Raw genomic sequence first — 13,805 nt, 5'->3', positions numbered from 1 at the left:
ATCCAAAAAATCCTACGGTCGCACCTTCCAAAACTTACCGTGAATTGAGCTGCTTCTCAAAATTCAAATCAAAATCCCGACAAATGCCATGCGCCGCGCACTTTGCCGCAGATGGTTAATTTTTCCAGTCCATTGCCTTCGATGGTTTCCGTTCTGTATAACGGGTTGTCGCTGATGACGAGCAGGCCGCCGCCGACGGAGGCTTGCAGGCGTTTGGCTTTTAGGCCGTCTGCGAAGGATAGGAGGTAAATACCCTCTCCTTCGAATGAGTGGACGGAGGTATCGACAAACAACACGTCTCCGTCCTCGATGGTACCTTGCATGGAATCGCCGCGTGCCGTGATGACTTGGATACGGGAGAGGTTGCCGCCGAGTTTTTCACGCGCCCACGCTTTATCGACATGGACGAAATCGACCACCTCCACTGCTTCGTTGTTGATGTAGCCGTCTCCAAGCGCGGCAACCACGTCCAGCCGCTCAAAACGAATGTGGTCATCTGTAAGGTCGTCTGAAAAATTAACCTCTCTATACATTCCTGAGTCTTTTCTGTACTTATCACCTAAACCGTCTGCAAGCCATCGTGTAGAAAAGTTTGTCTTTTTCTCAAATGCTAAGAGTGGTTTTTTGCCTAAGCCAGTTTGGCCATTGAACCACTGTCCAACAAGACCTTTTGAGACTCCTGCGAAGTCTGCTAAGTCCTGTTGGGTAATTAGCCCATATTCATCCATCAATTCTTGAAGTCTGCCTTTCAAGTCCATCGCTAAAAATCCCAGCTAAAAAATACTTAGTAAAAACAATGTTTATTTAGAATTCTAAACTATTAATTGTTTAGTATGCTTGACTAGACAAGTTTAGGATTGTATAGTTCACTAAACTTTAAAAAAGGACAAAAAATGACAACAGACCAACAAGTCAAATTCATTAAAGAATTGGGAGGCGTTTCGGTGGTTGCAAATATTTGCGGAATCACAAGAGGAGCAGTTTCTCAGTGGCAGAAAAATGGTATTCCAAAGGCGCAAATGAATTTTCTAAAAGCAAAGTTTCCAGTGCAGTACAAACAAATTTCAGACGGCATCAACCCCAACCAAGGAGCAGAAAAATGAAAGAAATGAAAAAACCCGCACGAGGCGGGCAGATGGAAAAGACATTGAAGATGATTGCCGAAATCGGCAAATCAATGACTATTGAGGAATTGGCAGCAGTAAACCAGCAAAGCCAAACTAAATAAGGAATATGAAATGAAGAAATTGAGTAAATGGCAAAAACGCGCGCTCAAGCATGGAATCTTGACCGTCTCTGATTGGGAGCTGCTGAAAGAACAAGTCCGCATCGCGGGTGAGGAGATGGCGGCAAATGCGGCGGAATACGGCGGTATCGAAGCTGTGAACCGAGTCATCATGAAGGAATTGAAACGGCTGAATCGTCGGCGATTCGGTCGGATTCCAAAGGAGGAAAAACCAAAACGCCGACAACTTGAAACGAAGTTGAAGGATTTGGACTAACTCTAGTCAAGTTCAACGCCTCTTTGAGGGCGACGGGAATTGATCTCCTGTTTGATGCGTGCCGCTATCGCAAACATATGTTTGACATATTCGTCGTCAGTTATATATCGGTTGGCATGAGGAGCAGTCAAGGTAGCTGCGAGTTGAAAAACTTCAAATTCGGAAAGTTCCATTTTAATTACTCCGTTGATGGTTACTGGAAATGACATTGTAACGGAGCGATGACAAAGCGGAAAGACGCTTGACCCGCCGGACAGTCGGCATCAACCAAAAAAGGAAACGTCATGTGCCAAAACTGTATTCACAAAATCGAAGGCAGACTGTCTCTCAAACAACACGTCCACGCCGAACCCTGCCCCAAAACAAGCGCGCCGGAAGAATTAGCCACAGCCGCCGTCGAGGTCAAATTTTTCGGCGAAGAGCTTGACTTGATGGAATCTGCGGCCTGCGCTGCAAATAAGTCATTGAGCGAATTTGCCGCCGAAGCTGCCTTGGAATATGCGGAAATATATCTGCGTGCCTTTGAAGACGCATCGGCAGACCTGAAACGGAGAAATGAAAATGGCGCAGCGCAACATCAGTAAGGCGGAATACGGAAATATGCGGGTACAGATTACCTGCCCTTGCTGCGGCAGCCGCTGCAAGGTTACGGCAAGTCGGAAGATGACAGACCGCCTCCGTTATAGCTCAATTCAATGCCTGAATGCTTCGTGCGGTTGGTCGGGCGTAGCATCAACGGAAGTCATCAAAACCATTTCCCCACCCAGCCCGCTGCATCAAAACCCTGCCTTGGTGCCGCCGCAGATGACGGCAGACGAAATCATCGAACAACACGGCGGCAGCAGTCAGAAAAATTTGTTGTAAAGGGAAAGCAAAATGAACGGCGAAATCGTCCAGAAATGGGGATTCTCAGGGCGGCAGTCGCGTCTTTTCAAGACTAAAGCTCATGCTGATGCAATTCGAAATATCGGCGAAACGTTGGCAAGCAGTAAAACCAAAAACGCAAAAATCATGAACGGCTTGGAGCGCGACGCGCTCTTAGAACGAAATACAGGCCGTCAACCTTTGGCGGCTTACAACGATACGGAAGTCGTCAGAAGTTGGCTGGTTACGCCGGAGCAAAGCAAAGCTCTGGAGGACAGTCAGAAGTTGATAAAGGAAATCGCCCGACTGGGCAATATGCTGAATCAGCAAAACGTAGTGTACAGCTTGGGCTTGCCTGTTCTCCAGCTTTCCGAAGCCGCCCGACAGCTTGAAGGCATAGACGAAAAAATAGCCCGCGCGGTATATGCCGGCAGAAAAATGAAAGTAAACCCAGTTTCAGACGACCTTAAAGCTGCCTGAACCCGACCAAACAAGGAAACATCATGAAAATCAAAATCCGCTACATCATCCTCGCCCTAATGCTCGCCGCATCTTATTTTATGCTTGGTTCGACCCACGGAAACATAGCGGAACAGCCGCAAACGCTGCCTGCAACTGACCCTGTCTGCGTTTACGAATCGCCAACCTTCGACCATATGGGCGGAGACGCTGAAATCCCGCATGAGATGGGGCAATGAGTATCTTCGCAATCATCGGCATTGTTTTTGCCGCCGCTCTCGCTGCTTGGCTCTATGTGGACTACAAAATCGAGCAGAAAAAGCTGGACGCGGAAATCGAAGAAAGAATCCAAGATTATTTTAATTATTGAGACGAAACCATGCCGATATATGAAACTGACCAGTACATATGGTGCGATACCGATAATCGACTGATGGTATCCGAGCCTGAAGTTTCAGACCGTATGATCGAAGAATTTGATATTGAGTTGGGCGAAGTCGGAAGCATCCGATTTCGCCACCTGGCAACGATTAGAGGCCGCCGGATATATCAAGCAATTTCACTAAATCCGCGCCCTTGTCCAAAGCGAACTCAATCAATCGGGACGATAACCGCTTTAACCCCTCCTCCGGCAGAGAGCGAATAATTTTAAGCAGTATTTCTTGTTACCACCCGGACAGACGGGTATTTCAGACGACCTTTTCACTTAGGAAAAATCATGGGCATATCAATTCAAACGGCAAATGCAAAGGCGGCGCAGCAAGACTACGCCGCCAAAGCCTTTTTGCTGATTCCGCCTGTGTTGCGCGAAGGATTTGAAAGCCTGAAACCTGCCGAGGCGTCAAAAGCGCGTTCGTTCTTTACCGATTTAGTCGTCCGTCAATTGGACGGTGGCATTCAGCCCGCCGCTGCGCGTGTCCGCGCCGAAGACGGTCTGAAAACCCTGCTCGACAATCTGACCATTCTGCCGCCTGCCGTCCGTTCGGCAGGTTTGGACGCTTCGGACGACGACATCCGCGTCCTTGCTGATAACGCAGCCAAGGACATCTATTTTAAAAAACGTATCGGCTGGAGTCTCGCCGGTCTGATCCACTATGCCGCTTCCGAATACGGCATCGATACAAAAAAAGTATTCAAGGACAAAATTCCCGAAGCCATAGAAGCCCGCCTGAAAGCCCCTAAATTCTGGCGTCGCCAGCTTCGCCGCATTTTCGCGCGCGCTGCCGAACGCTACCGCCGCGAGGCCGGCTTTGTATCCCGCAAAACAGGGCTTTATGCCTCTGATGAAGCGGTTTTCCGCCGCCTGTCTCAAAAGCGTCGCAATCTTGCCATGTTGCAAACCATGATTGCCATCAATGAGCTGGGGCAAGAATTTACGCTTGAGGCCTTGTCTGAAGTCTCTGTATCCAATCCCGCCCTGCGTCGCGCCGAATTGATGGTGCGTATTCGCGGCTTCGAGGAAATCGCCCGTCTGAAAAACCACGTCGGCGAATTTTTTACGATTACCTGCCCTTCCCGCATGCACCGTATGCACCACTTTGGCAAGCCAAACGAGAAATTCAGCGGCGAAACGCCGTCGCAGGCGCAGGCATACTTAAATAAAGTATGGGGCCGTATCAATGCAGAATTAGGTCGTCTGAAAATCAAAATCTACGGTTTCCGCGTTGCCGAGCCGCATCACGACGGCACGCCGCACTGGCACGGCCTTGTCTTCATGGAAGAGCAACACCGCCTTACCTTCCACCGCGTCGTGGCAAAACACGCTTGCCGCGAAAACCACGAAGAGCTGGGTTTGAAATACTTGGCGACTGCGAAAGAAGCGGACGCGGAAGCCCGCCGAATCCAATCAAAAATCCGTGAAAAACAAGGCAGCGCGCCTACGCTCGCCACCATCCGCGCCGGTCTGAAAACCGAGGCGAAATTCTGGGAATCCAAATATTTTAAATTTTGGAAGCAAAGCCCCGCCTCTGCCCGCGTTGACTTTGAAGCCATCAACTGGGTGCGCGGCTCGGCTGCCGGTTATATCGCCAAATATATCGCAAAAAACATCGACGGCAAAAGTCAAAGCGGTGAAGGATTGGGCGTTGACTATGAGTCTGACACACTGTTGAGCATGGCGGAAACCGCCGTCCGCGTGGACGCATGGGCAAGTCATCACGGTATCCGCCAGTTCCAGCAAATCGGCGGCTGCCCCGTTACCATCTGGCGCGAACTGCGCCGAATCAACCCAGACGCTTCAGACGACCTTTTAATGCTCGCCCAACAGGCTGCCGACATGGGTGACTGGATGCGTTTTACCGTCCTTTTGGGCGGCGAGTCCATATCGCGCAAAAACGTCCGTCTCGGACTGTACCGCGAAGAGGCGAAAGAGCCAAACTGCTACGGTGAAATCCCTGCCGACCGTATCATGGGCGTTTATGAAAAAGCAACCGGACGCGTCGAAATTTCGCGCGTCCATTCGTGGGTTTTGAAAAAAAACGGCGGCATCGCCGCCGCTTGGACTTGTGTCAATAACTCTACGAAAATGAAATTCGACCCCGAATCTGCACAAAATTTAATCAATCGCCCAGCAGCGGCAACCCTGGCCGACCTAGAAAAAACCGAGCCTGTAGAATGGCTTATTTGGAAACACGGATTTTCGGTACAAACCGCCGTTGATTTAGTTCAGACAGGTTTAAGTCCTGAATTGGCGAAAGAATATAAAAAAGACATGCTCGATTTAGACAATATCGAAGAGCTGAGATACATGAGCCGTGAAACCCGCGAAAAAATCGAAAAAGCGGCGAAAGATAATGCCTTCCATAGCGAATCAGCCCGCAAAAAACAAAGAAACTACCGCGAATACATCCGCAGTATTGAAAAACTACGCCGTCCGCTCGTCAGCGGACTGACTCCGCAAGAACCTATTTTTGACTTCGCCGCCATCAAGGCCGCAAACGAAGCCAATATCCGCGCCAAAACCGTCCGCTACACCAAGCCGCAGTACGACACCGTTGAAAGCGCCATCGAATCTGCCCGCGCCGCCATTAAAGCGTCGCAGGCGATGAATGACAAACTGATTAACCGAAACTGACCAACAAGAAAGGAACAAAAATGGGTGAATACATCACGTTGGATGAAGTGAAGAAACTATAGACAATACCGGGCAAAAAGCCGCCGTCCACGACAACCATTTGGGCGCGCCGCCGGGCGGGGCTGATACCGCAGCCGAAGTTGGTGGGACGGGACAACCTCTACAAGCGGGAGGAAGTCATCAGAATGAGGGATGAATACTTCGCCAAATAAAAAAAGGCCGTCTGAAACTTTTCAGACGGCCTTATCCTATTTATCCACCTTGGCCGTTGCCAAAGTGTACGGCTTAAATTTAAAAACCTCCGCGCCGAATGCGTCGTTTGCTTCGAGAAACGCCGCCTGTATCGGCTCGATTTCATTCGCGGCGAATACTTCCGCCGCTGTCCGGGCATCGCCCAAGCCGCCCGCCGCCGTCGGGACGACCCCCATCAATGAAGGAGGCACGCGGTGTATCGTCAGCATATCTTGGGAGGTTACTCCTTTAATATTTAAAAATTCATCCTTGGCGGCAACCTCTGAAATCGGAATCAGTTTGATACCTTCAGGTTTACCGTCAGGCGAGCGCAAAAAGACATTGCGGAAATTGCCTTCGCGTTGCGCTTTTTTAAATTGGTCCTTGAGATTATTCCAGTCATCGTTATTCATATTGTTGTCGGTTGCATACACGATAAAGCCTGCATGGCTGCCGTTGTCGTAGTAGCGCCGTCTGAATGTCGTAGCCGAGTGGTTGAGCTCTGCCGAACTTAAACCCGCTAAATAATCGGGGATGCCGTAAATCTCCTGCACCAAATCGGGCTGCATCAAATGAATAATATCCGATTTCGGGATAAAGTCTGCAGTCTCGAAAACATGGTTGCGCAGGTAGAAATAGCCGTCTTTGTCGTAATTTTTCGAAGAGCGGCGCATATAGACGGACAGTCGGTTTTTAAATCCCAAGACCTTGCCGAATCGGTTGCGCTCCGCCGACAGATAGCCGTTGCCGGTTACGAGGAAATTAAATGCCAGCTTTTTGAATTCGGCGCGGCTCAACAGCGCGGTCGGTTCGAATGTGGAAGTTAGGACGTTCAGTTTACAATGCAGCGCAGACGAATGATGTACGCCTACTCGGAGTAAACCGATCAAGTCCTCCTGATTGACGGGCAGTTCATAATAATGGCCGTTGTCGGCGCATTCCCACGCCGCGCCGAGCCAAGACAAACGATCGTCGTAGCCCCAACTGAAAATCTCTAAATCTGTGCGTGGTTCATTGCCTGTCGAATTTAAATCAGACATAAAAATCCTTTAACTATCAATCTCAAAACGTCCGCTGACAACATTGTCCAGCGGCTCTTGATAAAACAACATCATCGCAGCCCAAGCCAAATCGCCATGACTGGCTATTTTGCTGCGCGTCGATTCGTAAGTAATGTTCCGTCCGCTGGCAGTAATTGCGCGTCGGACGGATAAAAACGCCATCTGCAAATCAATTTTTCCCGCGTCCCACTCGATACGTTTGTTTTTGAGCAGGTTCTGCGTTTTTAAAACCATCATCCCTTTAATGTCGGGCGTGTAAGTCATGCCGATGGCGGGCGGGTAGAATTTTTTTACAAGGTCGTACACCGCCGCGCCGATACCGTTTGCGTCGATAACGATTTTGGTAACGTTGAATTTCTCCGTCATGCCGCGAATGATTTTGGCCTGTGATTCGAAATCCGCCCCATTAATCATGTGCGTTTCTAAAATTCGGAATGGTTCGCCGTTGCGTTGCGGCGGGACGGCGACCACCAAGCCGGACGCGTCGCCGGTATAGCTCGGGTCGTAGCCTATCCATACGGGGATATTCCCAGCTGGACGCATCATGTCTGGTTTGTACCAAGTCCAATCCCACGATTCGACGCCGCAGGCCTGAAGGTCGGCAAAATGAAACACGCCCTCGCCGTCCGGGACAAATTGACACTCAAAGAGCTGCGCGAACTTGTCGGGCGAGTTGCGCTGGCGCAGATAATTGAAGCGCGCCGAGATAAATAAGACGATTTTTTGAGAAAAATGAAGTGCTGTTTTATTTCATAATGTGAAAGCTATTTTCAAATCCTGCCAATCTTAGGCAGGATTTTTTCCTATACGCGACGACACCGTCGCTTTTTACCAATTACAGATAACCAGTTCTCCACTTGTTTTTTGTGTCTTTTCTCGGCTAATAGAATATGCCAGGTTAAGTTCGGTTATCCGGAAGCCTTTAAACAATTCACGGATATCTGGGTGGTCGTTAATAGAGAGCATGACTTTACCCTTGCATTCGCGCATCATTTTGGCCAGCAGCTCATACTGAGACCAACCAAATGAACGATCATAACCTGCAGTTTGCCAATACGGTGGGTCTGCGTAGAAAAATGTATGCTCTCGGTCGTACCGTTGAAAACAACGCTCCCATGATTCATTTTCCACATATACGCCACTCAACCGATTACGAGCAACTTGAAGTTTATCTGCAATTTGAGCTGCATTCCATGCCTTACCAGTTGTAGCTGTTCCAAAGTGCTGATCGCAAATTTTGCCTCCAAAGGCATTATGTTGCAGATAGAAAAAACGTGCGGCACGCTGAATATCAGTCATGCAGTCAGGAGGTGTTGATTGGAGTCTTGCAAATACTTCTCGGCTGGTTAGTGTCCATTGGAATTGGCGCACAAATTCATCAAAATGGTGCTGTACAACACGATATAGATTGATAAGTTGACCATTCAAGTCATTCAATACTTCAACCTTTGCTGGTTGCGGTCGCATAAAGAATAATGCTGCACCACCGGCAAACAGCTCAACGTAGCAAGTATGCTCGGGGAACATGGGTAACAAATGTTTTGCCAAACGGCGTTTGCCACCCATCCATGGAACGATAGGCAGAGGCTTTTGAGTCATAACTACTCCTTATATATTAAGTATAGGTACTCAAAGGCACTCAGATTTGAATTACTCAGTTTTAAATTGATTCAGCAATTTGCAGCGTGGGCACTTAATTTCAAAGCAGCCACGGCCAACAGCCAAAAGTTTAAAACAATTTTTGCAACGGCATTTCATTTTTCACAGTTCCCTTATCGTTAGTGATAGAATCACCGTGCCTCGCGCGAGGTACGGTCAAAAAGGCTAACGCAGGTATGGACTGCTGAGGCTGGCGCGGAGAACGGTGGTAGGACACCGCCGCGCAGCCGTTTCTCTTTTAACTGGTTGAATCGCTCCATTCTTCTACATATAAGAAGACAGAGTAATCAACGTCAATCTTAGGCTTGTCATAATTAGTGCGAATTCTGACGCTACGGCCAGTTTTTGCCCCAAAGTTATGATTGAGGAACAAGACGACCATCGTTTTATGTTCAAGAGCCAGATATACCTTTGGATCATTGTAAGTATTCTTGAACTTAGCCTCCAACCATGTATATCCGCCATCTGCCCATAAATCTTGGGTCAAATGAATCTTTTCACATTTACGTAAACCGAGAAGTCTTCTGAGTTCTGCAATTTCAGCAGTAATGTTGCTCTGTGTTTCCGATAATGTCTGTAGGTCTTCGATTTTCTTTTGTAACGCAGCCAACTCCTCACTTTCTTCAGCTGCGGCGGCGGACTGCTTTGCAACTTCCAAGTCGGCCATTACTTTAGAAATTTTCAGATGTAGGGCTTCAATCTCATTACTGCCCTTGGCTGAATCAAACTGGATACGCAAGATCTCCAATTGACTCTTCAAAGCAGAAACTGTTGCATCAGACTCAACCAGTTTATTCAATGCATTATCCAGCTCAGCCTTTTGTTTCGCCAGTTCCACCGCCTGTTCAGAAATATTCGCACTGTTACTTTCCAATAACTTCAGACGGCCTTCTAATGAACCAGCAGACTTAATTGCCGCTTGAGCAACGGCCAATTGTTCAGACAATGCTGCGATTTCAGAGCTTTCATCGGCTTCCTTAACGGCTACCTCAAGCTGCTGAATCTTGGCCAATAGACCGTCAATAACCGCAGAATCAGTTGTGCTACCAGCTGACGGCAACACAATAATTGCCTGACCGCTGACATCAACATTAACTGTCTCTGCGGCCGGCTCATCATCCGACAAATCAACAACAACATTCGTTACACTCGGTTTAACTTGAATCTCGCCTTGCAGATAGGTTTTAACCACATTTCCGCAAACCGCACGTAAGTCATAAGATGCACGGAGCCAGGTTAAACTACGGGTTAAGGCGGCCGGAAATAGTAATACAACCAAATTGTCCGCAACCTTGATTTCAGGACGAACTACCGAACCATCCCCGGCCACGATATCCATTTGAAAATGCGTTTGAGACAAATCCAACGGAGTTGATTCAGCGGTCAATCTCACCTTAAACAAGTGCGTGTCGCCGCGATAAAGAGTGAAGTTTTTTGTTTTTGGCTGCATTTCAGACGGCCTTTCTCAAGTCAACCGGCGAACATAATGACGGCTCGGCTACTCCCATTACTTCCCCGCACCATTCCGAGCAGAACCATTTATCTGCAGACTGCCTCAAAACATGACGGAAAAACGATGTCACGCATAACACACCCAATAAATCATAGCGCTTGCCCTTAGTGCATCTCCACAAAGAAAACAGACGCTCCATGACAATTTGTTGATTATCCAGCACAATCAAATCCCACTTTTCGGCAGGCAACGGCATACGTTTGCAGCGCACACCGTCATCACGAAAAGATGATGAATAGCAATCAAAGAGGCCGTCTGAAAACGCTACCGGCACTGCAATTTCACAGTGAGAATACTGACCGCCGGTAACTTTGCGTATTACCCATTCGATGATGCGGAAAGCCAAGTCCTTGGGCGTTTTTATCGTCTTGCGGCCTTTATATAAAGCCAAATAGACTTTTGCCATTTTCAGACGGCCTCCGGCAAGGAGAATGCAATCTCGATTTTGTCTAAATCAGATTGTTTCTTAGCAGCTTCAATCTTGCTTTGCAGCGCTTGGCGCTGGCCTGCCACATGGGCGGCAAGTTGTTCATAGGCCAGCGTTTTACGCAACGCAGCAGCCTTAAGTGTATCAGCAGGGATACCGCGAGCTGTGGCAATGCCGTCAAGCACCGGAGTTGGCGCGGTTTTATCTAACTGCCAAGCTTTTGCTTCGGAGGCCTGAATTGACCAGCTTGCAAACTCAAATTCAGGTACGCTGTCGATACCGGCGTGCTTGTTAATAAAAGCCTGAGCTGCAGCATTTAATGCAACGAGTTTTACGGATTTTAAGCCGTCAATATTTGCCGATTCAGGCGGGGTCAGGCTGACGCCATCGGGCAAATCACCTAACTTATCCCATACCTGCTCTTGCCCACCGGCAAAAACTACGCATCCACGATAGTCGGGAATTATCTGCCAACCTTGTCCATCCCACTGAGCGGCCTGATATTGTGCAAGATCAGGAATTTCAGCTTCAATGCTTTGGCGGCCGTCATCAAAATATTGCTCCTCTACGAACAAACCGTCTTGGTCAATCACGCATCTTGTCATTTTTTCGATTCCTTCATTTCGGTTTCTAATGTTTCAATTCTTGCGGCCATTTCCTGAATGGCTCTAGTCAAAACGGGGATGAACGTTTCGTATTCGATGGTGTAGGTATCGTTTGTTTTATTTACCATTGGCAATCGCCCATATTCATCTTCCAGCGCAGCAATGTCCTGGGCAATAAACCAATGCTGCAAACGATCTTCTTTATGGCTGCCATCTTTGATTGGGTTCGCCCACCATTCGCGGACTTTGGCCGCTCGTTCGTCTGCCGCCAAGTCTTTGAATAATTCGTCAACGTAGGAATCCCGGCGGTCGTAGTAGCCAGTCATCGGCTTGAGCTTCATTACAAAATCTAAACCGTTCATCAACGGCTTAACATCTGCTTTGTCGCGGCCGTCAGAACGGATGTTCACCGAGGTCGGAGCATATAAAGTTTGCCCCGTCGTGCCGATTTGAATTTCGTTGTCGCCATTTATTCGTGCTCCATATCCGATTGCGATGGAGTTTGTTATTTTTCCGGTTAAAAAGTTGCCTTGAACGTTTCGATAGCCAGCGCTATCACCAATAACAACGCATTGCTCACTACTTGCCCCGGTCAGTGCCCAATACCCAATAGCGGTGGTTGAAATATGGGTGCCAGTTCGCAATGATGACGCCCCGATTGCGGTCGTTTTTAGATAATTGTCTCCAAACAACGCGGCATCTGCGCCGATGATAGTTGAGTATCCTGCGGTCAATGCCTTATTCATCGCGTTCGAGCCGATGATGGTCAACTCTTCGTTTTTAGTAGCGGTTGAATTTGCAGAATAAACGTATTTCAGTTCGGCCGCACCGGTGGCGGTCAGCTCTTTTGGGCTTTGGATGATTAATGTATTGCCATTCACCGATACGACCTGAGCCGGTACGACGTCGTTTTGTAAGGTTTGCGCTGTGCCTGATGTAAGGCGTATGCCCACCCAATAAGTCGCTTGTGCACCGTGAATGTTTGGAAATGTAAGCGTGATGTTTTTTCCAGATTGGGCGTAGGTGCCTGATTCCGTTCCCGTCCAGACAACATCTCCGCCATTTGGGGCGCGGTTTCTTTCCAGGTTCTCCATTGCCGCCGCGCCGATTGCGGTAACTTTTTCGGCTGTTTTTGTATTTCGCGCAGCACCCCCGCCAATGGCAGTTTGAGCTGAACGGCCTTGATAGTATTGCAGTACGGATTCGCCGATTGCGATTGTTTTTGAGGTTGGGGATGGCCAAAAAACTTCGATGTCGCCAGTCAAACCGACTGGGGCAGTACCAGCCATCGCAGCTGCGCCAAGTGCAATATTTGATATCCCTGTACTCAATCCTTGCCCGGCATTTCGCCCAATTGCGACATTTGAAAAGCCACTTGTGATTCCACGGCCTGCATTGCCGCCAATGCCGATGTTGCGCGTGCCAGCTATTTTTGACTGGTCATACCATTCTGTTTCAGCTTGTACGTTGATTAAGCTGTCAGCCCCAATAGCAATATTGTCCCTGCTTACTTTAGAAAAGCCCTGCGCACGGTCACCAATAGCGATTGCGGAAACACATTTTTCCATCTGCCCCATTGCGCCTTCGCCAATAGCGATTAAACCTGCACCGGTCCATTCATTCGATTTGAGGTTGGCTGCTGCACCAGAACCAGTAATAAAACGGCCAATGCCCGTGCGGGGTGTCTGATATTGCACATCAACAATTTTTCCGTTGATGTTAAATTTTCCGTTTGTATATTTATTGCCATGCGGATAGTTATTGCCAACATCAATAGTTAATCCTAAACAATCCATCACTACATTTAAACCAGCAGTATCAGCAGCGTTAAATGCAGCAACTTCATTGTTGCGGTTGGAGTCATATCCAAAATCACGTAAACTTAAGACACCAAAATGCAGACGGTGCCAACGCATACCGTTGGAGGCAACGATAATGGTACCGCCATTGTCGACACTGGTTTTGTCATTTGGGGCTGCGACAAACAGCCCACCACCAATACCAGGGGTAGACGCGTAATAACCACTCACATTGACATATAAACCGTTACTTTCGTAGTTTCTTAATTCATTTACATCTTTGACTGATACACTTTGGGAAGCGAGATAATCCACAATAGCTTTAGGAGTGACTGCATAACCACCATCATCCTTATGTTTCACGATGTCAGAAGTTAGTTTAGTAATCCCTGCCTTGAGCTCTGTAGCTGATTCAACGGATTTTTTATATTCATTAAATTCATCTTCTTGATTTTCATACTTCTTCTTCAACCACTGTGTTCGCGCCCCCAACTGTTTAGCCTGGCGATTCGCTACACCATCTGCCCCTCCCATAACTGGGTCGGTCATTTCGATTTGATATAAGTCGTCCACCCATTCTGGGGTGACTTTATTTTCTTGTATTGTTGCCAT

The 13,805-nt window shown here is 48.2% G+C and carries 19 protein-coding genes; 9 read left to right on the top strand and 10 right to left on the bottom strand.

The window, feature by feature from the left end; genetic code table 11:
* Positions 1-68 precede the first annotated feature (68 nt).
* Positions 69-533 carry a S24 family peptidase gene (locus HMPREF2865_RS11800; RefSeq protein ID WP_283120663.1) on the bottom strand — a complete coding sequence of 155 codons (465 nt, stop codon included), beginning with the start codon at positions 531-533 and terminating at the stop codon, positions 69-71.
* A 360-nt stretch (positions 534-893) separates the two neighbouring features.
* Here HMPREF2865_RS11800 and HMPREF2865_RS10255 point away from each other — a divergent pair, with 360 nt between their 5' ends.
* The 3 genes from HMPREF2865_RS10255 to HMPREF2865_RS10250 are packed head-to-tail and all read left to right on the top strand — an operon-like array spanning position 894 to position 1,502.
* Positions 894-1,103: a Cro/CI family transcriptional regulator gene (locus HMPREF2865_RS10255; protein WP_070646972.1), complete on the top strand. Its 210-nt coding sequence runs from the start codon at positions 894-896 to the stop codon at positions 1,101-1,103.
* Positions 1,100-1,228: a hypothetical protein gene (locus HMPREF2865_RS12425; RefSeq protein ID WP_283120662.1), complete on the top strand. Its 129-nt coding sequence runs from the start codon at positions 1,100-1,102 to the stop codon at positions 1,226-1,228. The genes HMPREF2865_RS10255 and HMPREF2865_RS12425 overlap by 4 nt, the downstream gene beginning before the upstream one ends.
* 10 nt (positions 1,229-1,238) lie before the next feature.
* Positions 1,239-1,502, top strand: coding sequence for a hypothetical protein (locus tag HMPREF2865_RS10250; RefSeq protein WP_070646970.1), 264 nt, complete (start codon positions 1,239-1,241; stop codon positions 1,500-1,502).
* 2 nt (positions 1,503-1,504) lie between these two features.
* Here HMPREF2865_RS10250 and HMPREF2865_RS12205 read toward each other — a convergent pair whose 3' ends face one another.
* Entirely contained in the window at positions 1,505-1,675 is a 171-nt protein-coding gene (locus tag HMPREF2865_RS12205; RefSeq protein WP_168163640.1) for a hypothetical protein, read from the bottom strand.
* Positions 1,676-1,786: 111 nt separating this feature from the next.
* Here HMPREF2865_RS12205 and HMPREF2865_RS10245 point away from each other — a divergent pair, with 111 nt between their 5' ends.
* The 6 genes from HMPREF2865_RS10245 (at position 1,787) to HMPREF2865_RS10225 (ending at position 5,898) form a co-directional block, all read left to right on the top strand.
* Entirely contained in the window at positions 1,787-2,086 is a 300-nt protein-coding gene (locus HMPREF2865_RS10245; RefSeq protein ID WP_070646968.1) for a hypothetical protein, read from the top strand.
* Complete coding sequence (locus HMPREF2865_RS10240) at positions 2,058-2,366, top strand: ogr/Delta-like zinc finger family protein (RefSeq protein WP_083309598.1); 309 nt, start codon at positions 2,058-2,060, stop codon at positions 2,364-2,366. Before HMPREF2865_RS10245 ends, HMPREF2865_RS10240 begins: the two co-directional genes overlap by 29 nt.
* A gap of 12 nt (positions 2,367-2,378) precedes the next feature.
* Complete coding sequence (locus tag HMPREF2865_RS10235) at positions 2,379-2,846, top strand: hypothetical protein (RefSeq protein WP_070646964.1); 468 nt, start codon at positions 2,379-2,381, stop codon at positions 2,844-2,846.
* Between the two features lie 23 nt (positions 2,847-2,869).
* Entirely contained in the window at positions 2,870-3,064 is a 195-nt protein-coding gene (locus HMPREF2865_RS10230) for a hypothetical protein (RefSeq protein WP_070646963.1), read from the top strand.
* Positions 3,061-3,195 carry a hypothetical protein gene (locus tag HMPREF2865_RS12420; RefSeq protein WP_283120661.1) on the top strand — a complete coding sequence of 45 codons (135 nt, stop codon included), beginning with the start codon at positions 3,061-3,063 and terminating at the stop codon, positions 3,193-3,195. The genes HMPREF2865_RS10230 and HMPREF2865_RS12420 overlap by 4 nt, the downstream gene beginning before the upstream one ends.
* A gap of 348 nt (positions 3,196-3,543) precedes the next feature.
* The gene (locus HMPREF2865_RS10225; RefSeq protein ID WP_070646961.1) at positions 3,544-5,898 is read left to right on the top strand and encodes a replication endonuclease; all 2,355 of its coding nucleotides are present in this window, start codon (positions 3,544-3,546) and stop codon (positions 5,896-5,898) included.
* Between the two features lie 248 nt (positions 5,899-6,146).
* On the opposite strand, the gene HMPREF2865_RS10220 is transcribed toward HMPREF2865_RS10225, so the two are convergent.
* The 8 genes from HMPREF2865_RS10220 to HMPREF2865_RS12415 all read right to left on the bottom strand — a co-directional run bounded on the left by HMPREF2865_RS10220 (position 6,147) and on the right by HMPREF2865_RS12415 (position 13,805).
* Entirely contained in the window at positions 6,147-7,169 is a 1,023-nt protein-coding gene (locus HMPREF2865_RS10220; RefSeq protein WP_070646960.1) for a phage portal protein, read from the bottom strand.
* Positions 7,170-7,178: 9 nt separating this feature from the next.
* Positions 7,179-7,805 (bottom strand): phage terminase large subunit family protein, encoded by a 627-nt coding sequence (locus tag HMPREF2865_RS10215; protein WP_283120660.1) that lies wholly within the window; start codon positions 7,803-7,805, stop codon positions 7,179-7,181.
* A 213-nt stretch (positions 7,806-8,018) separates the two neighbouring features.
* Positions 8,019-8,789 carry a DNA adenine methylase gene (locus HMPREF2865_RS10210; protein ID WP_070646958.1) on the bottom strand — a complete coding sequence of 257 codons (771 nt, stop codon included), beginning with the start codon at positions 8,787-8,789 and terminating at the stop codon, positions 8,019-8,021.
* A gap of 51 nt (positions 8,790-8,840) precedes the next feature.
* Positions 8,841-8,948 (bottom strand): Com family DNA-binding transcriptional regulator, encoded by a 108-nt coding sequence (locus HMPREF2865_RS12070; RefSeq protein ID WP_107831888.1) that lies wholly within the window; start codon positions 8,946-8,948, stop codon positions 8,841-8,843.
* Between the two features lie 139 nt (positions 8,949-9,087).
* Positions 9,088-10,299, bottom strand: coding sequence for a hypothetical protein (locus HMPREF2865_RS10205; protein WP_070646956.1), 1,212 nt, complete (start codon positions 10,297-10,299; stop codon positions 9,088-9,090).
* Position 10,300: 1 nt separating this feature from the next.
* A complete protein-coding gene (locus tag HMPREF2865_RS10200) occupies positions 10,301-10,768 on the bottom strand; it encodes a hypothetical protein (RefSeq protein ID WP_049332810.1) in 468 nt (155 codons plus the stop codon).
* Between the two features lie 2 nt (positions 10,769-10,770).
* Complete coding sequence (locus HMPREF2865_RS10195; protein WP_049332808.1) at positions 10,771-11,394, bottom strand: hypothetical protein; 624 nt, start codon at positions 11,392-11,394, stop codon at positions 10,771-10,773.
* Complete coding sequence (locus HMPREF2865_RS12415; RefSeq protein WP_239669560.1) at positions 11,391-13,805, bottom strand: tail fiber domain-containing protein; 2,415 nt, start codon at positions 13,803-13,805, stop codon at positions 11,391-11,393. Before HMPREF2865_RS12415 ends, HMPREF2865_RS10195 begins: the two co-directional genes overlap by 4 nt.

The organism is Neisseria sp. HMSC073G10, from assembly GCF_001812605.1.
Taxonomy (GTDB): Bacteria; Pseudomonadota; Gammaproteobacteria; order Burkholderiales; family Neisseriaceae; genus Neisseria; species Neisseria subflava_A.
This window is presented reverse-complemented; position numbering and strand designations above follow the sequence as displayed.

What these genes read in the sequence shown, in the direction of transcription:
- HMPREF2865_RS10200 (WP_049332810.1), bottom strand. Translation starts at nt 10,768, where the DNA reads ATGGCAAAAGTCTATTTGGCTTTATATAAAGGCCGCAAGACGATAAAA.
- HMPREF2865_RS10230 (WP_070646963.1), top strand. Translation starts at nt 2,870, where the DNA reads ATGAAAATCAAAATCCGCTACATCATCCTCGCCCTAATGCTCGCCGCA.
- HMPREF2865_RS10220 (WP_070646960.1), bottom strand. Translation starts at nt 7,169, where the DNA reads ATGTCTGATTTAAATTCGACAGGCAATGAACCACGCACAGATTTAGAG.
- HMPREF2865_RS10240 (WP_083309598.1), top strand. Translation starts at nt 2,058, where the DNA reads ATGAAAATGGCGCAGCGCAACATCAGTAAGGCGGAATACGGAAATATG.
- HMPREF2865_RS10210 (WP_070646958.1), bottom strand. Translation starts at nt 8,789, where the DNA reads ATGACTCAAAAGCCTCTGCCTATCGTTCCATGGATGGGTGGCAAACGC.
- HMPREF2865_RS12070 (WP_107831888.1), bottom strand. Translation starts at nt 8,948, where the DNA reads ATGAAATGCCGTTGCAAAAATTGTTTTAAACTTTTGGCTGTTGGCCGT.
- HMPREF2865_RS10235 (WP_070646964.1), top strand. Translation starts at nt 2,379, where the DNA reads ATGAACGGCGAAATCGTCCAGAAATGGGGATTCTCAGGGCGGCAGTCG.
- HMPREF2865_RS10250 (WP_070646970.1), top strand. Translation starts at nt 1,239, where the DNA reads ATGAAGAAATTGAGTAAATGGCAAAAACGCGCGCTCAAGCATGGAATC.
- HMPREF2865_RS10225 (WP_070646961.1), top strand. Translation starts at nt 3,544, where the DNA reads ATGGGCATATCAATTCAAACGGCAAATGCAAAGGCGGCGCAGCAAGAC.
- HMPREF2865_RS10245 (WP_070646968.1), top strand. Translation starts at nt 1,787, where the DNA reads ATGTGCCAAAACTGTATTCACAAAATCGAAGGCAGACTGTCTCTCAAA.
- HMPREF2865_RS12415 (WP_239669560.1), bottom strand. Translation starts at nt 13,805, where the DNA reads ATGGCAACAATACAAGAAAATAAAGTCACCCCAGAATGGGTGGACGAC.
- HMPREF2865_RS12425 (WP_283120662.1), top strand. Translation starts at nt 1,100, where the DNA reads ATGAAAGAAATGAAAAAACCCGCACGAGGCGGGCAGATGGAAAAGACA.
- HMPREF2865_RS12420 (WP_283120661.1), top strand. Translation starts at nt 3,061, where the DNA reads ATGAGTATCTTCGCAATCATCGGCATTGTTTTTGCCGCCGCTCTCGCT.
- HMPREF2865_RS11800 (WP_283120663.1), bottom strand. Translation starts at nt 533, where the DNA reads ATGTATAGAGAGGTTAATTTTTCAGACGACCTTACAGATGACCACATT.
- HMPREF2865_RS10255 (WP_070646972.1), top strand. Translation starts at nt 894, where the DNA reads ATGACAACAGACCAACAAGTCAAATTCATTAAAGAATTGGGAGGCGTT.
- HMPREF2865_RS10205 (WP_070646956.1), bottom strand. Translation starts at nt 10,299, where the DNA reads ATGCAGCCAAAAACAAAAAACTTCACTCTTTATCGCGGCGACACGCAC.
- HMPREF2865_RS12205 (WP_168163640.1), bottom strand. Translation starts at nt 1,675, where the DNA reads ATGGAACTTTCCGAATTTGAAGTTTTTCAACTCGCAGCTACCTTGACT.
- HMPREF2865_RS10195 (WP_049332808.1), bottom strand. Translation starts at nt 11,394, where the DNA reads ATGACAAGATGCGTGATTGACCAAGACGGTTTGTTCGTAGAGGAGCAA.